This is a genomic window from Streptomyces sp. NBC_01808 (genome assembly GCF_035917395.1).
GTDB lineage: Bacteria > Actinomycetota > Actinomycetes > Streptomycetales > Streptomycetaceae > Streptomyces.
In genome coordinates this window covers 6,355,149-6,373,316 of record NZ_CP109072.1, presented here as the reverse complement: position 1 = coordinate 6,373,316, position 18,168 = coordinate 6,355,149, and the positions used below count along the sequence as shown (strand labels likewise).

The following is an 18,168-nucleotide window of genomic DNA, read 5'->3' as shown; positions in this document are numbered from 1 at the left end:
GGAGGGTGAAGCAGTGGGGGATGCGGGAACGTTCCGCGAGCGTAGCGTGACCGTACGGTCGCATTCTGCGACTGACGGCTCTTCATGAGTACGCAGATTCGTTCCGCGCACTGCACCTGCGGGTTATCAGGAGGTCACAGCGGGGGGACGGCCGCCGCGGCACCGGGTGGGGGTCGGTTTGCATCTCCCCCACCCTTTCACCCGAACGTCCCAGGTCAAGGAACGGCTCGTCACCTTTTGGGGTGCTCACTGGAGCGCGGGGCCAGCCGCCAGCCGGTGCCGTCGCGGCGGACGAATCCGAGGGACTGCAGCTCATGAAGCCTGCCCAAGGCTTCGTCGCGCTCCGTGCCCGCCTCTTGTGCGATCTGTTCCAGCGGCGCGGTACCCCGCCCGGGGAGGGCTTCGAGCACTCGTGCGGTGGCGGGCGGGAGCAGATCGCGTGGTACGACGGGGCCGCGGCGGACCGGGGCGAGGTCGGCGCCGATGCGGCCGACCAGCTCGACGACTTCGGCGGCCTCGGTGACGAGCTCTGCCTCTCCGCGCAGCAGCTCGTGCACCCCTGAGGAGAGCCCGGAGGTCACCGGGCCGGGCACGCCCATCGTCGGGCGGCCGAGCCGCTGCGCCCAGCGGGCGGTGACGAGGGAGCCGCTGCGGCGCTCGGCTTCGACGACGACGGTCCCGCGGGTGAGGGCCGCCATGACGCGGTTGCGCAGGAGGAATCGCGACCGGGTGGGGTGGTCGCCCGGGGCGAGCTCGGCGACGATGAGGCCCTGTTCGGCGACGCGGCCGAGGAGTTCGCTGTGGCCGGGCGGGTAGACCCGGTCGACACCGCAGGCCAGTACGCCGACGGTGGCTCCGGTGGCGGCGAGCGCGCCGCGGTGGGCGGCGGCGTCGATGCCGTAGGCGGAGCCGGAGACGACGGTCCATCCGGCGTGGGCGAGGCCGGCGGCGAGGGTCGCGGCGACGTGGGCGCCGTACTCGGTGCAGGCGCGGGCGCCGACGACGGCGACGGACTTCAGCGCCCACAGCCGCAGGTCGGGGCGGCCGCGGACCCAGAGGCCGAGGGGCCGGGCGGCGGCGAGGTCGTCGAGCTGCCGGGGCCATTCGGGGTCGCCGGGGCAGACGAACCGCGCTCCGACGGCTGCGGCGGCGGCGAGGTCCTGCCGGGGGTCGGGTCCGCCGAGCCGCCGCCGGTAGCGGACCAGCCGGGTCTCGGCTTCCGGCGAGGGCGGCGGGGCGTCGCCGGTCACCCAGCGCATGAGCGCTACGGCCCCGTGCGTACGCAGCCACCTTCCGGCGACCTCGTCCCCGGGTTCGACGAGCCGCGTCAGCGCGACCCGCGCCAAACGCTCCGCGTCGCGGTCCGAGGGTTCGCCGGGAGCCGCCTCCGGCGCGGGCTCCGTCCCCTGGCTGCTACGGGCGGCCGGCCGGGCGCCGGAGTCGCTGCCGCGCCGGGGCTCTGCGGCCGGGGTCCGCAGAGTGCCCAGCACCGGCCCGGCGACCGGGCCGGACGGCCCGGCCGGCGGGCTCTTTCCCTCGGCCGGAGGCACCGGCGCAGCAGGCGGCGGGCGCTCCCCGCCCGGCGCCGGGCCGGTTGCCGGCCCCGCGCATGCCCCGGCGGGTGTCCCGGCCCGCGGGCCCGTCTGCGGCGCGCTCTCCGCCCCGCCCCGCGCCTCGCTCCACCGCCCGCTCGGCAGGCCGCTGCGCGGCTTCCAGGCGGGCTTCTCGGTCGTGTTCATTCGACGGGCTCCCTCGTTGCCTGGGTACGGGCGCCTCGGGGCACCCCCGTGCGGAGTTCCAGGGCCGCCGCGACGTCCTCGGGCCCCGGGCGGTCGTGGCCCGCGAGGTCGGCGATGGTCCAGGCGACGCGGAGGACGCGGTCGAGGCCGCGGGCGGTGAGCAGGCCGCGTTCGAGGTCGCGTTCCGCCGGGGCGAGGACGCCGGGGGCGGGGTGCCAGCGGCGGCGCAGCTCGTGGCCGGGGACTTCGCCGTTGGTGCGCCAGGCGGTGCCCGCGTAGCGTGCGGCGGCGCGGTCGCGGGCGGCCAGGACCCGGGCTGCGGCATCGGCGGTGGGCTCGGCGCGTTCACCGGCGGCCGACAGCTCGGCGCGGCTGACGGCATCGACGGCGACCCGGAGGTCGACGCGGTCGAGGAGCGGGCCGGTGAGCCGGCCCTGGTAGCGCCGGATGGCCGTGGTCGGGCATTCGCAGCCGCCTTCCTGACGGGCGAAGCGGCCGCAGGGGCAGGGGTTGGCGGCGAGAACCATGAGGAAGCGGGCGGGGAACTGGACGACGCCCGCGGACCGGGCCACGACGACGTGTCCGGACTCCAGCGGCTGTCTGAGGGCGTCGAGGATCCGGCCGCTGAATTCGGGCGCTTCGTCTAGAAAGAGCACTCCTCGGTGGGCCAGGGAGACCGCTCCCGGCTTGGGCAGCGCGTTGCCGCCGCCGATGAGGGCGGGCAGGGTCGCGGAGTGGTGCGGGGCGGCGTAGGGGGCTTCGCCGACGAGGGGCTGGCCCGCGGGCAGGGTGCCGGCCACCGAGTGGATGGCGGTCACTTCGAGCGCTTCGGTCTCGGTCAGGGGCGGCAGCAGCCCGGGCAGCCGTTCGGCGAGCATCGTCTTGCCCGCCCCCGGGGGGCCTTTCAGGTACAGGTGGTGGCCGCCCGCGGCGGCGACTTCGAGGGCGAAGCGGGCCCGGTGCTGCCCGGCGACGTCGGCGAGGTCGGGGCGGTACGCGCCGGGGCCGAGGGCCGCCGGGGTGCACCAGCCGGCTCCGGGCACGGCGAGGCGGGCGGACGGGACGGCCGGGGCGCTGTCGGGGTCGGCGGGTTCGTCGGGGGGTGGCTCGTCGTTGAGGACGGCGATGAGCTGGCGCAGGCTGCGGACGCCGAGAACGGAGACGTCGGGGACGAGGGTGGCCTCGCCCGCGGCGGCTTCGGGGACGACGACCTGGCGGCAGCCGGCGTCCGCGGCGGCGAGCACGGCGGGCAGCACGCCTGGGACGGGCCGGACACGGCCGTCGAGGCTCAGCTCGCCGACCATGACGAGCCCGGTGAGCGCGTCGGGCGCGATGCGTCCGGCGGCACCGAGGGTGGCGCAGGCGATGCCGAGGTCGAATCCGCTGCCGGATTTGGGTACGGCGGCGGGGCTGAGGCCGACGGTGAGCTTCTTCTGCGGCCAGTCGACGCCGGAGTTGACGACGGCGGCGCGCACCCGGTCGCGGCTTTCCGTGAGGCTCTTGTCGGGTAGCCCGACCAGCGTGAACGTGGCGACGCCCGGCTCCAGGTCGGCCTGGATCTCGACGACGACGCCTTCGACGCCGACGAGGGCGACCGAGCACGTGCGGGCGAAGGCCATCAGGCGGCCCCCCGTACGTGCTCGACGACGGGGGCGCCGCGGTCCGGCAGCACCACGCCGACGACGTCGATCCGCATGCCGCCGGGCGGGGCGCCGCCGTGCCGCAGGGCCCAGGCTTCGGCGAGCCGCCGCAGCCGGTCCGCCTTGGCCGGCGGGACGCCGGCCATCGGATGCTCCCAGCCGCCTTCCCGTCTGGTCTTGACCTCGCAGACGACGAGGGCCTCGCCGTCGAGCGCGACGATGTCGATCTCGCCGTCGCTGCATCTCCAGTTCCGCGCCAGGACGGTCATTCCCGCCTGGACGAGCTGCCGCTCCGCGATCCGTTCCCCGTACTGTCCGAGCGCCTGCCGCTGCTTCGGCATCGGGCACCACCTCCCGCGTCCGACTGTGTCGTGCCGCGGGAAAAGTTGTTGATCTTGGTGGATAACCGGCGGGTTGTGGATAACTCCCTCACCCATGAGGGTGACGGAGGAGGGGAACTCAGCCGAGGTCGTCGGAGGGCATCTCCAGGTCGGACTTGCTCAGCTCCTCGATGTTCACATCCTTGAACGTGAGCACCCGCACCTGCTTGACGAAGCGGGCCGGCCGGTACATGTCCCAGACCCAGGCGTCCGCCATCGACACCTCGAAGAACACCTCGCCCTGGACCGAGTGGACCTGCATCTCGTAGTCGTTGGTGAGGTAGAAACGCCGCTCGGTCTCGATCACGTATTTGAACAGACCGACGACGTCGCGGTACTCCCGGTAGAGCTTCAGCTCCATCTCGGTCTCGTACTTCTCGAGGTCCTCGGCGCTCATGGCTCGTTCCCCTTCCGCCTGTGCGTGACCCCATTGTGCGTCCCCCGGGCGCGACGAGCCCGGGCATAGCCGGAAACCGGCCCGTAGGCGGCACCGCTCAGGATCAGCGCCGCCCCGGCGATCACCGCGAGCAGCAGCGGACGCAGCGGCCCGGGCTCGGAGATCCCGCCGGGCAGGGCCGCGAAGCCGTCCGGGCGCTCCAGCATGCCCGCGCCGCCCAGCGGCCACGCCGTCGCGTCGACCCGGCTCCTGACGGCGTCGCGGGGTATGGCTCCGCCGCCCGATTCGGCCAGATGGCTGCGGGAGTCGACGGAGTCGCCGCGGTGGTCGCCGAGCAGGAAGATCATTCCCTCCGGCACGGTGGTCGCGGGGAAGCTCTCCTGAGCCGCGCGCTGACTCTCCGTGACGTACGGCTCCGCGACCGGCACCTCGTCGACCGTCAGCCGCCCCTGCGCGTCGCAGCAGCGGACCGTGTCCCCGCCGACCGCGACGACCCGCTTGACCATCGGCAGGTCCCCCCACGCCGCGTCCTCGAAGACCACGACGTCGCCGCGGCGCACCTCGTCGCCCGAGATCCGCTCGGCCAGCACCCGGTCGCCGGAGGCGACGGTGGGCGCCATGGAGGACGTGGGCACCGTGTACGGCACGTACACCGCGGCGCCCCAGGCGAAGCCGCCGAGGAACAGCACGCACCCGACCGCCACGGCCAGGCCCGACAGGATGTTCCCCCTGCGACCGGCTCCGCTGCTGCTCATGGCCGCACACTACCCAGAGGTCCGGCAGGCAGTCCGCCCGCCCAGTGAACCACCGTGATCAGCGACGCCCGGTCCCGCCACGGCACCGGCCCGGGACCGTAAAACCGCAGGCCAGGCAGGTCGCGTACGCCTCGGAAGCCACCGCTGCCCCGGCGATCACATCACCCGGACGGCCCCGTACTCCCGCGCACCCTGACCAAGCAGGCAGGGCCAGGATCCGGCCCGGCCCCCGGCCCGCCTCAGTCGTTCAGGTCCGCCTTGCGGATCAGCCGGCGCCGCCGCCACAGCACCAGCGGCACCGCCCCGACCAGCCCCAGCGCCGCCGGCGCGGCCCCCGCGGCGGCGTTCAGCCCCGGCTGGTCGAAGGTGCCCGGCACCGGCAGCGTGCCCCAGCGGTCGATCGGCCAGGCCCGCGCGATGGCCCGCCCGACGACCAGGTCCTCGTCGACGAAGCCCTTGTCCGGCGACTTCTCGTGGTAGCGGGAGTCCAGCGAGTCCTGCCGGTGGTCGCCCATCACCCACAGCTTGCCCTCCGGCACCTTCACAGGACCGAAGTCGTTGTCCTCGCAGGGGGTGTCGCCGGGGAAGATGTACGAAGTCTCGTCCAGCGCCTTGCCGTTGACCTTCACCGGGCCGACGCCCTTGCACTCCACGGTGTCGCCGCCGACCGCGATGACGCGCTTGATGAGGTCCTGCTCCTCCGCCGAGGGCATGAGGCCGATGAAGCTCAGCCCCTTCTGGATACCCTCGAGTACGGGCCCGGAGTCCGACGACGGCGCCTCGTTCAGCCAGCCGCCCGGGTCGTGGAAGACGACGACCTCGCCGCGCTCCGGCTCGGCGCCGAACCACGGCGTGAGCTTGTCCACCAGCACGCGGTCGCCGACCTGCAGCGTGTTCTGCATGGAGTTGGAGGGGATGGAGAACGCCTGGACCAGGAAGGTCTTGATGATCAGCGCGAGCACGAGCGCGACGAGGATGAGGATCGGCAGTTCCTTCCAGAAGGAACGCTGCTTCTTCCCGCCCGCGGCGGCCGCGCGGTCGCCGTCCGCGTCGTCCCCCCCGCTGCCGCTGCCGCCGCTGCCGTCCCCGCCGTCGCTCATCGCTCCCGCTTCCGTCGCCGCAGGGCCGCCGGGAGCGCCGGGCGCGGCGTCCTGCGGGACGCCGCCCTTGCCGAGTGAGGGTCGGGGGGCGCCGTCCGGGGAGGTGTCCGCCGGGCCGTCTGCCGCCTGCTCCGGAGGGCCGCCAGGAGGGCCGGCAGCCGGCTGCTGCGCGCGCCCCTGACCGGGCCGGTCTTCTGGATCCTCGTGACCGGACCGGGCGCTGACTGCCACGTCCCCCACATCCACTCCTCACCTTGCCGCTGCCTGCCCCTGGTCAGGTGCAGGCCCACCACTCCCATAACGAGCGAGAGTTCCGCAGGAGTCGGGAGGGGCTCCATTCGGCCCACTTCTTTCGAGGACACCTTATTCGCCTGCGCGTCCGACTCCGGAACCGAGGCATAGGTGTCCGGTGAGTCGAATTTGTCCCAGTGGCCGAGCGGCCAGGCGATGGCCATGGCCCTGCCCACGACGTCCTCTTCCGCGATCGTCCCCTGGTACGGACCGTCCAGGTGGTAACGCGAGTCGGCGGAGTTGGAGCGGTGGTCGCCCATGACGAAGATCCGGCCGTCCGGCACGGTGACGTCGAAGGTCCGTTGCGACGGCTTGTCCCCGGGGTGCAGGTACGACTCCACCAGCGCGGTGCCGTTGACCGTGACCCGCCCGCCGTCGTCGCAGCAGACCACGCGGTCGCCGCCGACCGCCACGACCCGCTTGATCAGGTCCTGTTCGTGCTCCGAGGGCAGCAGCCCGATGAACGTCAGCACGTCCTTGGCCTGCGCGACGCCCACCGGGTCGTCGAGCCGGTCCTCCTCCCGGTTGCTGAGCCAGCCGCCGGGGTCCTTGAAGACGACGATGTCGCCGCGCTCCGGCTTCGCGCCGAACCAGGGCGTGAGCTTGTCCACGACGACCCGGTCGCCGATCCGGATCGTCTGCTCCATGGATCCGGAGGGGATGACGAACGCCTGCAGCAGGAAGGTCTTGACGCCCAGCGCGATCAGCATGGCCGCGCCGATGATGAGCGGGATCTCCTTTATCCGCGAACGGGTTCTGCGCCGCCGCGCCCGCTTGGCCGCCTTGCGGCGCTCCGCCCGCCCGCCGAGGCGCGGCCCCGGCTCGCCACCGTGCCCGGGCGCGCCGCCCGGCCCCCGGTCGCCTTCCGGCTCGTACGGATCGTCGCCGCCCGAGCCGTACGTGCCGTCGTCCTGCCCGCCGTCCCGTCCGTACGGGCCCTCGCGGTGCCCGCCGCCCGCGCCGTACGGGCCGCTGCCGACCGGGCCGTACGGATCCCCGGCGCCCCCGCGTCCGTACGGATCCCCGCCCCCGTACCCGCCACCGCCGCCCGGCACGCCGCCGCTGCCCCCGTGCGGATCACGGCGCCCCGGCCCGCCCCCCGCGCCGCGGCGGCCCTCCTGACCGCCGCCGCCCGCGTGACGCGCGTGGCTACCCCCCATATCCCGGCCGCCCCAGCGAGCCGGCCCGGTCCGGCGGCCACCCCCGCCAGTCCGCCCTGCCGATCACCTTGTCCACCGAGATCGTGCCGCCGCCCGGCGACCCGAGGTGGTCGCGGGAGTCGCGGGAGTCGCTGCGGTGGTCGCCCATGACCCACAGCCGGCCGGGCGGCACGATGACGTCGAACTCGACCAGCGACGGGGCGTCGCCCGGATACAGGTACTCCCGCTCGTCGAGCGGCTTTCCGTTCACCTTCACCCTCCCCCGTGCGTCGCAGCAGATCACGCGGTCACCGCCGACACCGATGACGCGCTTGACGTAGTCGGTGCCTTCGGGCTCCGCAAGCCCGGCGGCCGCGCCGGCCTTGCGCAGCAGGCCCGGCACCGCACCCCCGCCGTCACCGGCGGCGGCGAAGGTCCCGGAGCCGTCGAAGACGACAACGTCCCCGCGCTTCGGTTCGTCCCCGAACGCGTAAGCGAGCTTGTTGACCAATACCCGGTCGCCGGGCTGGAGAACCGGCTCCATGGAACTGCTCGGCACCAGGAACGGCTGCACGACGAAGGCGCTGACGAGCAGCCCGAGGACGGTGAAGGTGGCCGCGAGCGCGACGGCCCAGCGCAGCAGACGGACAAAAGAGGAGCGCGAGGACCCCTCCCGCCCGGACTCCGGGGAGGAGGAGTCGTCGCGCTCCTCGGGCCGCGGCTCAGTGTCCATCGCAGCGAAGCCTAATATGGCCGTTCGCCCGCGTGGACCGGCCGCGTCAGCTCTCGCGCTTCTCCTTGATCTTCGCGGCCTTGCCGCGGAGGTCGCGCAGGTAGTACAGCTTGGCGCGGCGGACCTGGCCGCGGGTCACCAGCTCGATCTTCTCGACGACCGGGGTGTGCACGGGGAAGGTGCGCTCGACGCCGACGCCGAAGCTGACCTTGCGGACCGTGAAGGACTCGCGGACCCCGGCGCCCTGCCGGCGGATGACGACACCCTTGAACTGCTGGACACGGGAGCGGTTGCCCTCGATGACGCGCACGTGCACGTTGACCGTGTCACCGGGCCGGAAGGGCGGGATGTCGTCGCGCAGGGAGGCTGCGTCGACGCTTTCGAGAAGGCTCATGACCGTCTGCTTTCTTCGCCGATGCCACAGGTCATCGACAAGAGTCCGAAGTGGGACAGAGGATGCTGCAGCGTCGTACGGGCGTCGTGTCCCCCTGTGGCAGGGGCGCCGCGTCGGACGGCAGGCAGCAGCCGCCTATTCTTCCACGTCGGCGCCCGTACGCCAAAATCGTCCGTCGGGCCCCTCGGCCCAGCCGAGTTCGGCGAGCAGCGCCCTGTCGTGCTTGTCGTACGCACCGGGCACGGCCCGCGCGATCAGGTCGGGGCGGACCTCGGCGGTGCGGCGCAGCGCCTGGTCGCGGCGCCAGCGGGCGATGCGGCCGTGGTCGCCGCTGAGCAGAATGTCGGGTACGGTCCTGCCGCGCCACTCGGGGGGCTTGGTGTAGGCGGGGCCTTCGAGGAGGTCGGCCATGGCGCCGGGGGCGAAGGAGTCGTCCTGGTGGGAGGCGGCGTTGCCGAGGACGCCCGGCAGGAGGCGTACGACGGCTTCGGCGATGACGAGGACGGGGGCCTCGCCGCCGGCGAGGACGTAGTCGCCGATGGACACCTCGTGCAGCCGGTAGCGGCCGGCGTACTCCTCGATCACGCGGCGGTCGATGCCCTCGTAGCGGGCGGGGGCGAAGACCAGCCAGGGCTCGGCGGCCAGTTCCACGGCCAGCTCCTGGGTGAAGGGCCGGCCGCTGGGAGTGGGGACGACGAGCACGGGGTCGCCGGACCCGGAGCCGGCGACGGCGTCGAGGGCCGCGCCCCACGGCTGGGGCTTCATGACCATGCCGGGGCCGCCGCCGTAGGGGGTGTCGTCGACGGTGTTGTGCCGGTCGAACGCCCACTCCCGCAGGTCGTGGACGCGGACGTCGAGCACGCCGCGCTCGATGGCCTTGCCGAGGAGCGAGAGCCGCAGCGGCTCCAGATAGGCGGGGAAGATCGAGACGACGTCGATCCTCACGCCGGGCCCTCTCCCCCGCGCCCGCCTTCCGGCGCACCGTCCCGGTCGCCGCTGACGGCCAGGTCCAGCAGCCCCGGCGGCGGCTCCACGACGACGCGCTGCGCGTCGAGGTCGATCTCGGGCACGATCTCGCTGACGAACGGGATCAGCGCCTCGCCCCCGTCCGGGCGGGCGACGACCAGCAGGTCCTGGTACGGCAGGTGCGCGACCTCCGCGACGCGCCCCACGGGAGTGCCGTCGCGCAGGACGACGTCGAGGTCGGCGAGCTGGTGGTCGTAGAACTCCTCGGGGTCCTCCGGGGTCGCCTCGGGGTCGACGTCGGCGACGAGGAGGGTGTTGCGCAGCGCCTCGGCGGCGGTGCGGTCGGCGACGCCCTCGAAGCGCAGCAGCAGCCGGCCGCTGTGCACCCGCCCGGTGGCGATGGTCAGCGGGCCTGCGGAGGCCGGGTCTGTGGTGAGGACGGCGCCGGGGGCGAGCCGCCGCTCGGGCTCGTCGGTGCGTACCTCGACGGTGACCTCGCCCTTGATCCCGTGGGCGCGGCCGATCCGCGCGACTACGAGTTGCACGGGTGCCTTCCTCTCCGTACGTCGTCGGCCGTCACCGGGTGCGCGCCGGGCCCTCGCGGGCGTACGGGGCGGACCGCCGCCCGCGTACGGCGACGGGCCGGGGCGCCTGCCGGCCTCCCCGGCCCGTGCCGGTGACGACTGCTCCGTCCGTCCGCGCGACGGTCGGTCAGCGGACCTGGTCCACGTCGACGAGGTCGACGCGGATGCCGCGGCCACCGAGCGCGCCGACGACGGTGCGCAGCGAGCGGGCCGTACGGCCGTTGCGGCCGATGACCTTGCCGAGGTCCTCGGGGTGCACCCGGACCTCCAGCACCCGCCCGCGGCGCAGGTTGCGCGAACTGACCTCGACCTCGTCGGGGTTGTCGACGATGCCCTTCACCAGGTGCTCAAGGGCTTCTTCGAGCATCGTCAGGCCCCGGCGGCCTCGGCCGGGGCCTCGCCGGGCTCGGCGTCGGCCTTCTTCTCGGCCTTCTCGGCCTTGTCGGACTTCTCGCTCTTCTCGGCCTTCTCAGCCTTGTCGGCCTTCTTCGCCTTGGGGGTCACCGCGTCGCCCTTGGGCTCGTCGGCGGCGTCCTTGGCGGCGGCCTCGAAGAGGGCGCGCTTGTCGGCCTTCGGCTCGGGGACCTTCATCGGCTCGGGCGCCGGCAGGCCCTTGAACTTCTGCCAGTCGCCGGTGACCTTGAGGATGGCGAGCACGGGCTCGGTCGGCTGCGCGCCGACACCCAGCCAGTACTGCGCCCGCTCGGAGTCGACCTCGATGCGCGAGGGATTCTGGACCGGGTGGTACAGCCCGATCTCCTCGATGGCCCGGCCGTCACGGCGGGTGCGCGAGTCGGCGACGACGATGCGGTAGTGCGGCGACCGGATCTTGCCCAGGCGCTTCAGCTTGATCTTGACTGCCACGGGAGTGGTGTCTCCTGGAGTTGACGTGATTGGGCCGGCCGAGGTGCTGCGTGGGGTTGCAGTGCCCTGGCGCCCGATGGACGCGCCAGCCGGAGGAGAGAGGGGTCCTGTGCGGCTGTCGAGTTCAGCTCACCATTGTGCCACACGGCGCCGACGCCCCTGCCCGCGCGGTCGCACGCCTCGTACCGCCCGCCGGTGCCCGCAAGGGCGTGCCGGTCGGGCGGCTGGGCGACGTACCCGTATGGGGCGGCTCACGCGGGCTTCAGGCGGCCGCCTCCGCGATCCGGCCGGCGGTCCGGCGGTCGGCCGGCGCCCGGGCGGGATCGGGGGGTCGGGAGTCCGGCGGCGGGGGTCAGGCCGCGGCGGCGGGCTCCGGGATGCGGAACGGCTTGCCGCAGCCGCCGCAGACGATCGGGGCCTGGGCCAGGACCGACGGCACGACGCGGACGTTCCGCCCGCAGTCGCACACGGCCTTCACTCTCACTCCGCCGCCGGACGACCCGTGCCGGGCCGCGGGACCGCGGAAGCTGCGCGGGCTGTCGGCGGCGGTGGCCGCGTCATGAGCCCGCAGCGCCTTGCGTAGGCGCTCGCCGGCCGCACGATAGCGCTTCTTGGCGGCCGGTGTGAGGGTGACCAGGGAGAACCCGCTGCTGGGGTGCGGCTCGTCGGGGTGGTCGAGGCCCAGCTCCTCGGCGATGGCAAGGAAGCGTCTGTTGTGGTAGCGGCCGGCCCGGGAGGTGTCCCGCACCCCGCGGGCCGCGGCAATGCCGTGAACGGCTTCATGCAGGAGTCGCTCGAAGGACAGCTCCGCCCCGCAGGCGGACGAGGACTCCCCGATCAGTGATTCCGGCGCGGCGAGGTCCGGCAACTCCGGGTGGTGCCGCTGAATCTCGGCCCACGCGGCTGCCAGCTCCGCGGCAAGTACAAGTGGTGTCGTGCTCACGTCGGGAGTAACGAGCGAGGGCCCTTCGGTGTTCCGATTCCCGGCATCCCAAATAATTTGCATCTACCCGTCAGTTCGCGATGATGCGGTTGGGACGGGGCGCCTGTGGTGATCTGTGGAGGTCTGCCGCTTAAATGATCGGGTCACAACAAAGCCGTACGTGACCGCTTGTGCACCGTCATGCGCCCTTCGCACCGTGCGTCCCCGCCGCGTCCCCGCCGGAAGCCGCCGCTCCGGACGATCAGTACGCCCGGGCGACGACGGCGAGCGTACCGGGCTCGTCGTCCGCTCCCGGCACCGACCCGTCCGCCGCGATCAGGCAGCGCACCGACACGGCCTGCTCCGCCAGCCTGGCCTCGCCCGCGGGACCGAGGTCCGCCCACGGGATACGGGCCCAGCCGCCGGCCTCCGCCGCCTCGGCCGCCTCCGCGACCGTCCGTACGTCCGCCGTCCGTTCCTCACGCATTCGACGTGACTCGGCCAGCAACCGTTCCTGATCGTCTTCGAGAATCTTCGGCAGCATCCCGGCCCGGTCGTCCAGCAGCGCGTCGAGCGCCACCGGCTCCTTGGTGCCGGGTACGCGCCGGACGAGCGTCGCCGTGCCGGCGGCCAGGTCGCGCGGGCCGATCTCGACCCGTACGGGCACCCCCTTCAGCTCCCAGTCCACGGCCCGCCGCCCGAAGGGGACGTCGACGCGGTCGTCGACCCGGACCCGTACCCCGGCGGCGGCCAGCCGGTCGCCGGCCTCGCGCACCTTGGCGAGCACCGCCTCGTCGCCCTTCACGGCCAGCACCACGGCCTGCACGGACGCCAGCCGCGGCGGGACGCGCAGCCCGTCGTCGTCGCCGTGCACCATGATCATGCCGCCGACCATGCGGGTCGTGGAGCCCCAGGAGGTCTGCCACACGTGCTCGCGGGTGCCGTCCGCGGTCAGGTATTGCGTGCCGAACGCCTTCGCGAAGTTCTGGCCCAGCTCGTGACTGGTGCCCATCTGCAGCGCTTTGCCATCGCGCATCATCGCTTCCAGCGTCAGGGTGTTGAGGGCGCCGGCGAACCGCTCGGCGGCGGTCTTGCGGCCCGGGAGCACGTCGATCGCGAGCACGTTCACCATGAAGTCGGCGTACACGTCGCGCTGGATACGGGCCGCGTACTCCCGCGCCTCCTCGTACGTGGCGTGCGCGGTGTGCCCCTCCTGCCACAGGAACTCCGTCGTCCGCAGGAACATCCGCGGCCGCAGCTCCCAGCGCACCACGTTGGCCCACTGGTTGATGAGCAGCGGCAGGTCGCGGTAGCTCTGCACCCACTTGGCGAAGTAGTCGTTGACGATCGTCTCGGAGGTGGGCCGGACGACGACCGGCTCCTCCAGCACCTTGCCGCCGCCGTGGGTGACGACGGCCAGTTCGGGCGCGAAGCCCTCGACGTGGTCGGCCTCCCTGGCCAGGTAGGACTCCGGGATGAAGAGCGGGAAGTACGCGTTCTGCGCGCCCGCGGCCTTGATCCGGTCGTCCATCTCCCGCTGCGTACGCTCCCACAGCCCGTACCCGTACGGTCGGATGACCATCGTGCCGCGCACCGGGCCGTTGTCGGCCAGTTCGGCCTTGGTGACGACGTCCTGGTACCAGCGCGGGAAGTCGTCCGCCTGGGGCGTGAGTACGGGTGCCTTTGCCATGGCGGAGATCGTAGGGGCCGACCGCGGGCCGCAGGTACTCGTTTACGAGGACGCCGCCGGCCCGCCGGCCGCCGCCGTCACAGCAGCTTCTTGAACTCCTCCGGCAGCTCGAAGTCCTGCGGCGGCTGTTCCCCGCCGCCGAACGGGCTGCCCGATGCGGCCCGGCGCTCGGCCGCGGCCTGCTCGTCGGCCTTGCGCTTCATCGGATTGCCGCTGCGCTGGCGCCCCTTGGCCTTCTTCTGCTGCTTGCCCTTGCGCTTGCCGCCGGCCGCGCCCGGCATCCCGGGCATGCCCGGCATCCCCGGCATGCCGCCGCCCTGGGCCATCTTCGACATCATCTTGCGGGCCTCGAAGAACCGCTCCACCAGGTTCTTCACGGCGCTGACCTCGACGCCGGAGCCGCGCGCGATCCGGGCCCTGCGGGAGCCGTTGATGATCATCGGGTCGTGGCGCTCCCCCGGCGTCATCGACTTGATGATCGCCGCGGTACGGTCCACGTCCCGCTCGTCGAGGTTGTTGATCTGCTCCTTCATCTGGCCCATGCCCGGCATCATGCCGAGCAGCTTGGAGATGGAGCCCATCTTGCGGACCTGCTCCATCTGCGCCAGGAAGTCGTCGAGCGTGAACTCCTTCGGCCCCTTCGCCAGCTTGGCCGCCAACTTCTCGGCCTCTTGCTGGCTGAAGGTCTGCTCCGCCTTCTCGATCAGCGACAGCATGTCGCCCATGCCGAGGATGCGGGACGCCATGCGGTCCGGGTGGAACGCGTCGAAGTCGTCCAGCTTCTCGCCGTTGGAGGCGAACATGATCTGCTTGCCGGTGACCTGCGCGATCGACAGCGCGGCGCCGCCGCGGGCGTCGCCGTCGAGCTTGGAGAGCACCACGCCGTCGAAGCCGACGCCGTCGCGGAACGACTCGGCCGTGCTGACGGCGTCCTGGCCGATCATCGCGTCGACGACGAAGAGGATCTCGTCGGGGCCGACCGCGTCCCGGATGTCGGCGGCCTGCTGCATCATCTCGGCGTCGACGCCGAGGCGGCCGGCGGTGTCGACGACCACCACGTCGTACTGCTTGTCGCGGGCGTGGGTGATCGAGTCCTTGGCGACCCGCACCGGGTCGCCGACGCCGTTGCCCGGCTCGGGGGCGAAGACGGCGACCGACGCGCGCTCGCCGACGACCTGCAACTGGTTGACGGCGTTGGGGCGCTGGAGGTCGGCGGCGACGAGCAGGGGCGTGTGCCCCTGGCCCGCCAGCCACTTGCCGAGCTTGCCCGCGAGGGTCGTCTTGCCCGCGCCCTGGAGGCCCGCGAGCATGATCACGGTCGGCGGGGTCTTGGCGAACCGCAGCCGGCGGGTCTCGCCGCCGAGGATGCCGACGAGCTCCTCGTTGACGATCTTGATGACCTGCTGGGCGGGGTTGAGCGCCTGGGAGACCTCCGCGCCGAGCGCGCGCTCCTTGACCTGCTTGATGAAGGACCGTACGACGGGCAGCGCGACATCCGCCTCCAGGAGGGCGACGCGGATCTCCCGCGCGGTGGCGTCGATGTCCGCCTCGGACAGCCGGCCTTTCCCCCGGAGGGTCTTGAAGGTCGCTGCTAGGCGGTCGGAGAGCGTATCGAACACGGCGTTCGCGATTCCTTGGCTCGGGTGGTCAGGCGGGTGTCGGCTCTCCAGGGTATCCGCCCGGCGGCGCGCGCGGACCGGCGGTGCGCGGCGGACCGGATCAGACCAGCGCCGCCTGGAGCCTTCCGGCCAGCTCGTCGGCGGCGCGGTCGGCGAGGGGGCGGCCGGCGGGGTCGGTGACGTAGAAGGCGTCGACGGCGTTGGCACCGAGGGTGCTGACGTACGCGCCGCGCACCCGCACCCCGGCCGCCTCCAGCGCGCGGCCGATGCGGTGCAGCAGGCCGGGGGCGTCCTGGGCGCGGACCTCGATGACGGTCGCGTGCTGGGAGCTGCCGGGGGCGACGGTCACGCGGGGCGGCGGGCCGGGGGTGCCGCGGCGGCGCGGGCGGTACGCCTTCTCCCGCTCGGCGAGGCGGGCGGGCACGTCGAGGGTGCCGTCGAGGACGCGCAGGAGGTCGGCGCGGAGGCGGTCGGCGGCGGGGAGGGAGCCGAACTCGGACGCGACGCGCCAGTTGAGGAGGAGGACGTGCGGGGCATCGGGGTCGTCGGGGGTGCCGCGACCGGCCGCGGGCCCGGACCCCGTGCCGGCGGGGGTCCTGGTCCGGTCCGGTTCCGGCGCGGGCTCCAGGTCGCCCGCCACCCCCGGGGGCAGCCGCAGGGGGCGCAGCTCCGCGGTGCGTACGGTCAGCCGGTGCAGCGCCAGTACGCCCGCGAGCGCGGCCAGGGCGTCGGGGCGGTCGGGGAGGGCCACCAGCAGCTCCACGCCCAGCGGCAGGGCGCCACCCCGCTCCGTACCCGCCGCGCCTTCCGGCTCCGCCTCCGCGGGCGGCGGCTCCTCGGTCCTGGCGCGCAGCGTCAGCGCCGGTGCGCGGGTACGCCACGCCTCCACCGCGAGCCGCTCCTCCGCCGCCCCCGGCGCCCGCTCGGCCCGCTCCTCGGCCGCCCCGGCGGGCTCGCCCGCAAGCGCGGCGTCGACCCGCCCCGCCAGGTCGGCGACGAGTGAGGCGCGCCAGGCACTCCACGCCGCGGGTCCCGTGGCCAGCGCGTCGGCCTCGGTGAGCGCGTGCAGCAGTTCCAGCGTGCCGCGCCCGCCGACCGCGTCGGCCACGAGGCGTACGGTCGCGGGGTCGTCCAGGTCGCGGCGGGTGGCGGTCTCGACGAGCAGCAGATGGTGGCGTACGAGCGCGGCCACGACGGCGACGTCGGCGGGCGGGAAGCCGATGCGCCGGGCCATGTCGCGGGCGATGGTCTCGCCGGTGACGCTGTGCCCGCCGGGGCCGTCCGGCCAGCCCTTGCCGATGTCGTGCAGCAGCGCGGCGACCAGCAGCAGGTCGGGGCGGCCGACGCGGCGGGTGAGCGCCGCGGCCCGTACCGCGGTCTCCACGAGGTGGCGGTCGACGGTCCAGCGGTGCACGGCGTTGCGCTGGGGGCGGCAGCGTACCCGCTCCCAGTCGGGCAGCAGCCGGGTGAGGAACCCCTCCGCCTCCAGGCTCTCCCACACCTGCACCGTGGCCTCACCGGCGCCGAGCAGCGTCACCAGTTGCTCGCGCGCCTCGTCCGGCCACGGCACGGGCAGCGGCGGCGCCTGCGCGGCCAGCAGCCGGACGGCGTGCAGCGACAGCGGCAGCCCCGCCTGCGCGGCGGCGGCAGCGGCGCGCAGCGGCAGCACGGGGTCGCGGGCGGGGCGGGCGGTACGGGCGAGGACGACCTCGCCGTCCTGCTCGACGACGCCGTCGGCGAGGGGGGTGCGCTCTGCGGGGCCGCGCTGGCCGGAGCCGATGAGGTTCCGCAGCCGGGCGGCGCCGCGCCGCCCGCCGCGGGCGCGCAGGACGCGGTCGACCTCGCGCCAGGTGACGTCGGTGGCGTACGCGAGGGTGCGGGCGGCCTCGTAGACCTCGCGCAGCAGGGTGTCGGCGTCGAGCAGGCCGAGGGCTTCGGCGACCTGGTCCTGCTCCTGGAGCGCGAGCCGGTCGGTGGCGCGGCCGGTGGTCAGGTGCAGCGCGTCGCGGGTGTCGAGGAGCCGCGCGCGGGCGCGGTCCAGTCCTTCGCGGGGGGCGTCGGCGAGCCAGGAGGCGGCGACGGCGCGCAGGGCGGTGGCGTCGCGGAGGCCGCCGCGGGCCTCCTTGAGGTCGGGCTCCAGCAGGAACTGCAGCTCCCCGTGGCGCTCGGCCCGCTCCCGGCCCAGCTCGCGCAGCTCGGGGAGGCGGCGGGCGGCGCGGTTGCGCCAGTCGGCGAAGACGGCGGTGCGCAGCCCGGAGGTGAGCGCGGCGTCGCCGGCGACGTGGCGGGCGTCGAGCAGGCCGAGGGTGACCTTGAGGTCGTCGGCGGCGGTCTTGAGCGCTTCCGCGGGGGTGCGTACGGAGTGGTCGAGGGCCAGGCCCATGTCCCAGACGGGGTACCAGAGCCGGTCGGCGAGGGCGGCGAGTCCGGCGGGCCGGAGGGAGCCGTCGTGGAGGAGGAGCAGATCGAGATCACTGCGGGGTGACAACTCCCCGCGCCCGTAGCCCCCGACGGCGGCGAGGGCGACACCGCGGAGCCCGCCGGCACCGCGGACGTCACCGGGGGCGCGGGGCGAGCTGTCGTCGGGGGTGCCGCGGACGTCGCCGCGGCCGCCGGATCCGGCACCGGGTACGGCGCCTCCGGCCGCCCCGTGGAGCAGGCCGGCGAGCCACCGGTCGGTGGCCCGCGCCAGCGCGGCCCGCCGCGGCGCGCCGCCCTCGGCGTCGAGCAGCCGCACGCGGACCGCGGCGTACGCCTCCTCGGCCAGCGGGGCGTCGGGGTCGGCGGATACGGGTACGGAGTGCGCGGTGCCCCGAGCCGGTTGCGGATCCATCTCGCCGGCCGGCGGGCCGCCTCCGGCCGCGGACGCAGGTGCGCCACCGGAGTGCGCCCGCTCCCCGGGCGCTTCCGGGGCGGGCCCGGCCGGGGCGGCCCCCAGGCCGCCGTCGCCCGGTG

Annotated in this window: 17 protein-coding genes; all 17 read right to left on the bottom strand. The window is 74.2% G+C overall.

What is annotated here, in order from left to right:
- Positions 1 to 230: 230 nt before the first annotated feature.
- On the bottom strand, positions 231 to 1,739 hold the full coding sequence (gene dprA, locus OG946_RS28250) for a DNA-processing protein DprA (protein ID WP_326798789.1): 1,509 nt from the start codon (positions 1,737 to 1,739) through the stop codon (positions 231 to 233).
- Positions 1,736 to 3,358 carry a YifB family Mg chelatase-like AAA ATPase gene (locus tag OG946_RS28245; RefSeq protein ID WP_326798788.1) on the bottom strand — a complete coding sequence of 541 codons (1,623 nt, stop codon included), beginning with the start codon at positions 3,356 to 3,358 and terminating at the stop codon, positions 1,736 to 1,738. Before OG946_RS28245 ends, dprA begins: the two co-directional genes overlap by 4 nt.
- Entirely contained in the window at positions 3,358 to 3,720 is a 363-nt protein-coding gene (locus OG946_RS28240; protein WP_101421212.1) for a YraN family protein, read from the bottom strand. The genes OG946_RS28245 and OG946_RS28240 overlap by 1 nt, the downstream gene beginning before the upstream one ends.
- 118 nt (positions 3,721 to 3,838) lie before the next feature.
- Positions 3,839 to 4,156: a DUF2469 domain-containing protein gene (locus OG946_RS28235; protein ID WP_101421213.1), complete on the bottom strand. Its 318-nt coding sequence runs from the start codon at positions 4,154 to 4,156 to the stop codon at positions 3,839 to 3,841.
- Positions 4,153 to 4,911, bottom strand: coding sequence for a signal peptidase I (lepB, locus tag OG946_RS28230; protein ID WP_326798787.1), 759 nt, complete (start codon positions 4,909 to 4,911; stop codon positions 4,153 to 4,155). Before lepB (OG946_RS28230) ends, OG946_RS28235 begins: the two co-directional genes overlap by 4 nt.
- A gap of 239 nt (positions 4,912 to 5,150) precedes the next feature.
- Positions 5,151 to 6,011: a signal peptidase I gene (gene lepB, locus OG946_RS28225; protein WP_442814508.1), complete on the bottom strand. Its 861-nt coding sequence runs from the start codon at positions 6,009 to 6,011 to the stop codon at positions 5,151 to 5,153.
- On the bottom strand, positions 6,008 to 7,357 hold the full coding sequence (gene lepB / locus OG946_RS28220; RefSeq protein ID WP_442814506.1) for a signal peptidase I: 1,350 nt from the start codon (positions 7,355 to 7,357) through the stop codon (positions 6,008 to 6,010). The genes lepB (OG946_RS28225) and lepB (OG946_RS28220) overlap by 4 nt, the downstream gene beginning before the upstream one ends.
- Before the next feature lie 94 nt (positions 7,358 to 7,451).
- Complete coding sequence (gene lepB, locus OG946_RS28215) at positions 7,452 to 8,174, bottom strand: signal peptidase I (RefSeq protein ID WP_326798785.1); 723 nt, start codon at positions 8,172 to 8,174, stop codon at positions 7,452 to 7,454.
- 46 nt (positions 8,175 to 8,220) lie between these two features.
- Positions 8,221 to 8,568, bottom strand: a complete 348-nt coding sequence (gene rplS, locus OG946_RS28210; RefSeq protein WP_326798784.1) for a 50S ribosomal protein L19 — start codon at positions 8,566 to 8,568, stop codon at positions 8,221 to 8,223.
- Between the two features lie 135 nt (positions 8,569 to 8,703).
- Positions 8,704 to 9,513: a tRNA (guanosine(37)-N1)-methyltransferase TrmD gene (trmD, locus tag OG946_RS28205; RefSeq protein WP_326798783.1), complete on the bottom strand. Its 810-nt coding sequence runs from the start codon at positions 9,511 to 9,513 to the stop codon at positions 8,704 to 8,706.
- A complete protein-coding gene (gene rimM / locus OG946_RS28200; protein ID WP_326798782.1) occupies positions 9,510 to 10,079 on the bottom strand; it encodes a ribosome maturation factor RimM in 570 nt (189 codons plus the stop codon). Before rimM ends, trmD begins: the two co-directional genes overlap by 4 nt.
- A gap of 166 nt (positions 10,080 to 10,245) precedes the next feature.
- Positions 10,246 to 10,485, bottom strand: a complete 240-nt coding sequence (locus OG946_RS28195; RefSeq protein WP_027771538.1) for an RNA-binding protein — start codon at positions 10,483 to 10,485, stop codon at positions 10,246 to 10,248.
- Between the two features lie 2 nt (positions 10,486 to 10,487).
- Positions 10,488 to 10,982, bottom strand: coding sequence for a 30S ribosomal protein S16 (gene rpsP / locus OG946_RS28190; RefSeq protein WP_326798781.1), 495 nt, complete (start codon positions 10,980 to 10,982; stop codon positions 10,488 to 10,490).
- Between the two features lie 352 nt (positions 10,983 to 11,334).
- Positions 11,335 to 11,925 carry a hypothetical protein gene (locus tag OG946_RS28185; RefSeq protein ID WP_047018329.1) on the bottom strand — a complete coding sequence of 197 codons (591 nt, stop codon included), beginning with the start codon at positions 11,923 to 11,925 and terminating at the stop codon, positions 11,335 to 11,337.
- Positions 11,926 to 12,166: 241 nt separating this feature from the next.
- Entirely contained in the window at positions 12,167 to 13,594 is a 1,428-nt protein-coding gene (proS, locus tag OG946_RS28180) for a proline--tRNA ligase (protein WP_326798780.1), read from the bottom strand.
- A 77-nt stretch (positions 13,595 to 13,671) separates the two neighbouring features.
- Positions 13,672 to 15,213, bottom strand: coding sequence for a signal recognition particle protein (gene ffh / locus OG946_RS28175; RefSeq protein WP_326798779.1), 1,542 nt, complete (start codon positions 15,211 to 15,213; stop codon positions 13,672 to 13,674).
- A 100-nt stretch (positions 15,214 to 15,313) separates the two neighbouring features.
- Positions 15,314 to 18,046 carry a [protein-PII] uridylyltransferase gene (locus OG946_RS28170; protein ID WP_326798778.1) on the bottom strand — a complete coding sequence of 911 codons (2,733 nt, stop codon included), beginning with the start codon at positions 18,044 to 18,046 and terminating at the stop codon, positions 15,314 to 15,316.
- Positions 18,047 to 18,168 lie beyond the last annotated feature (122 nt).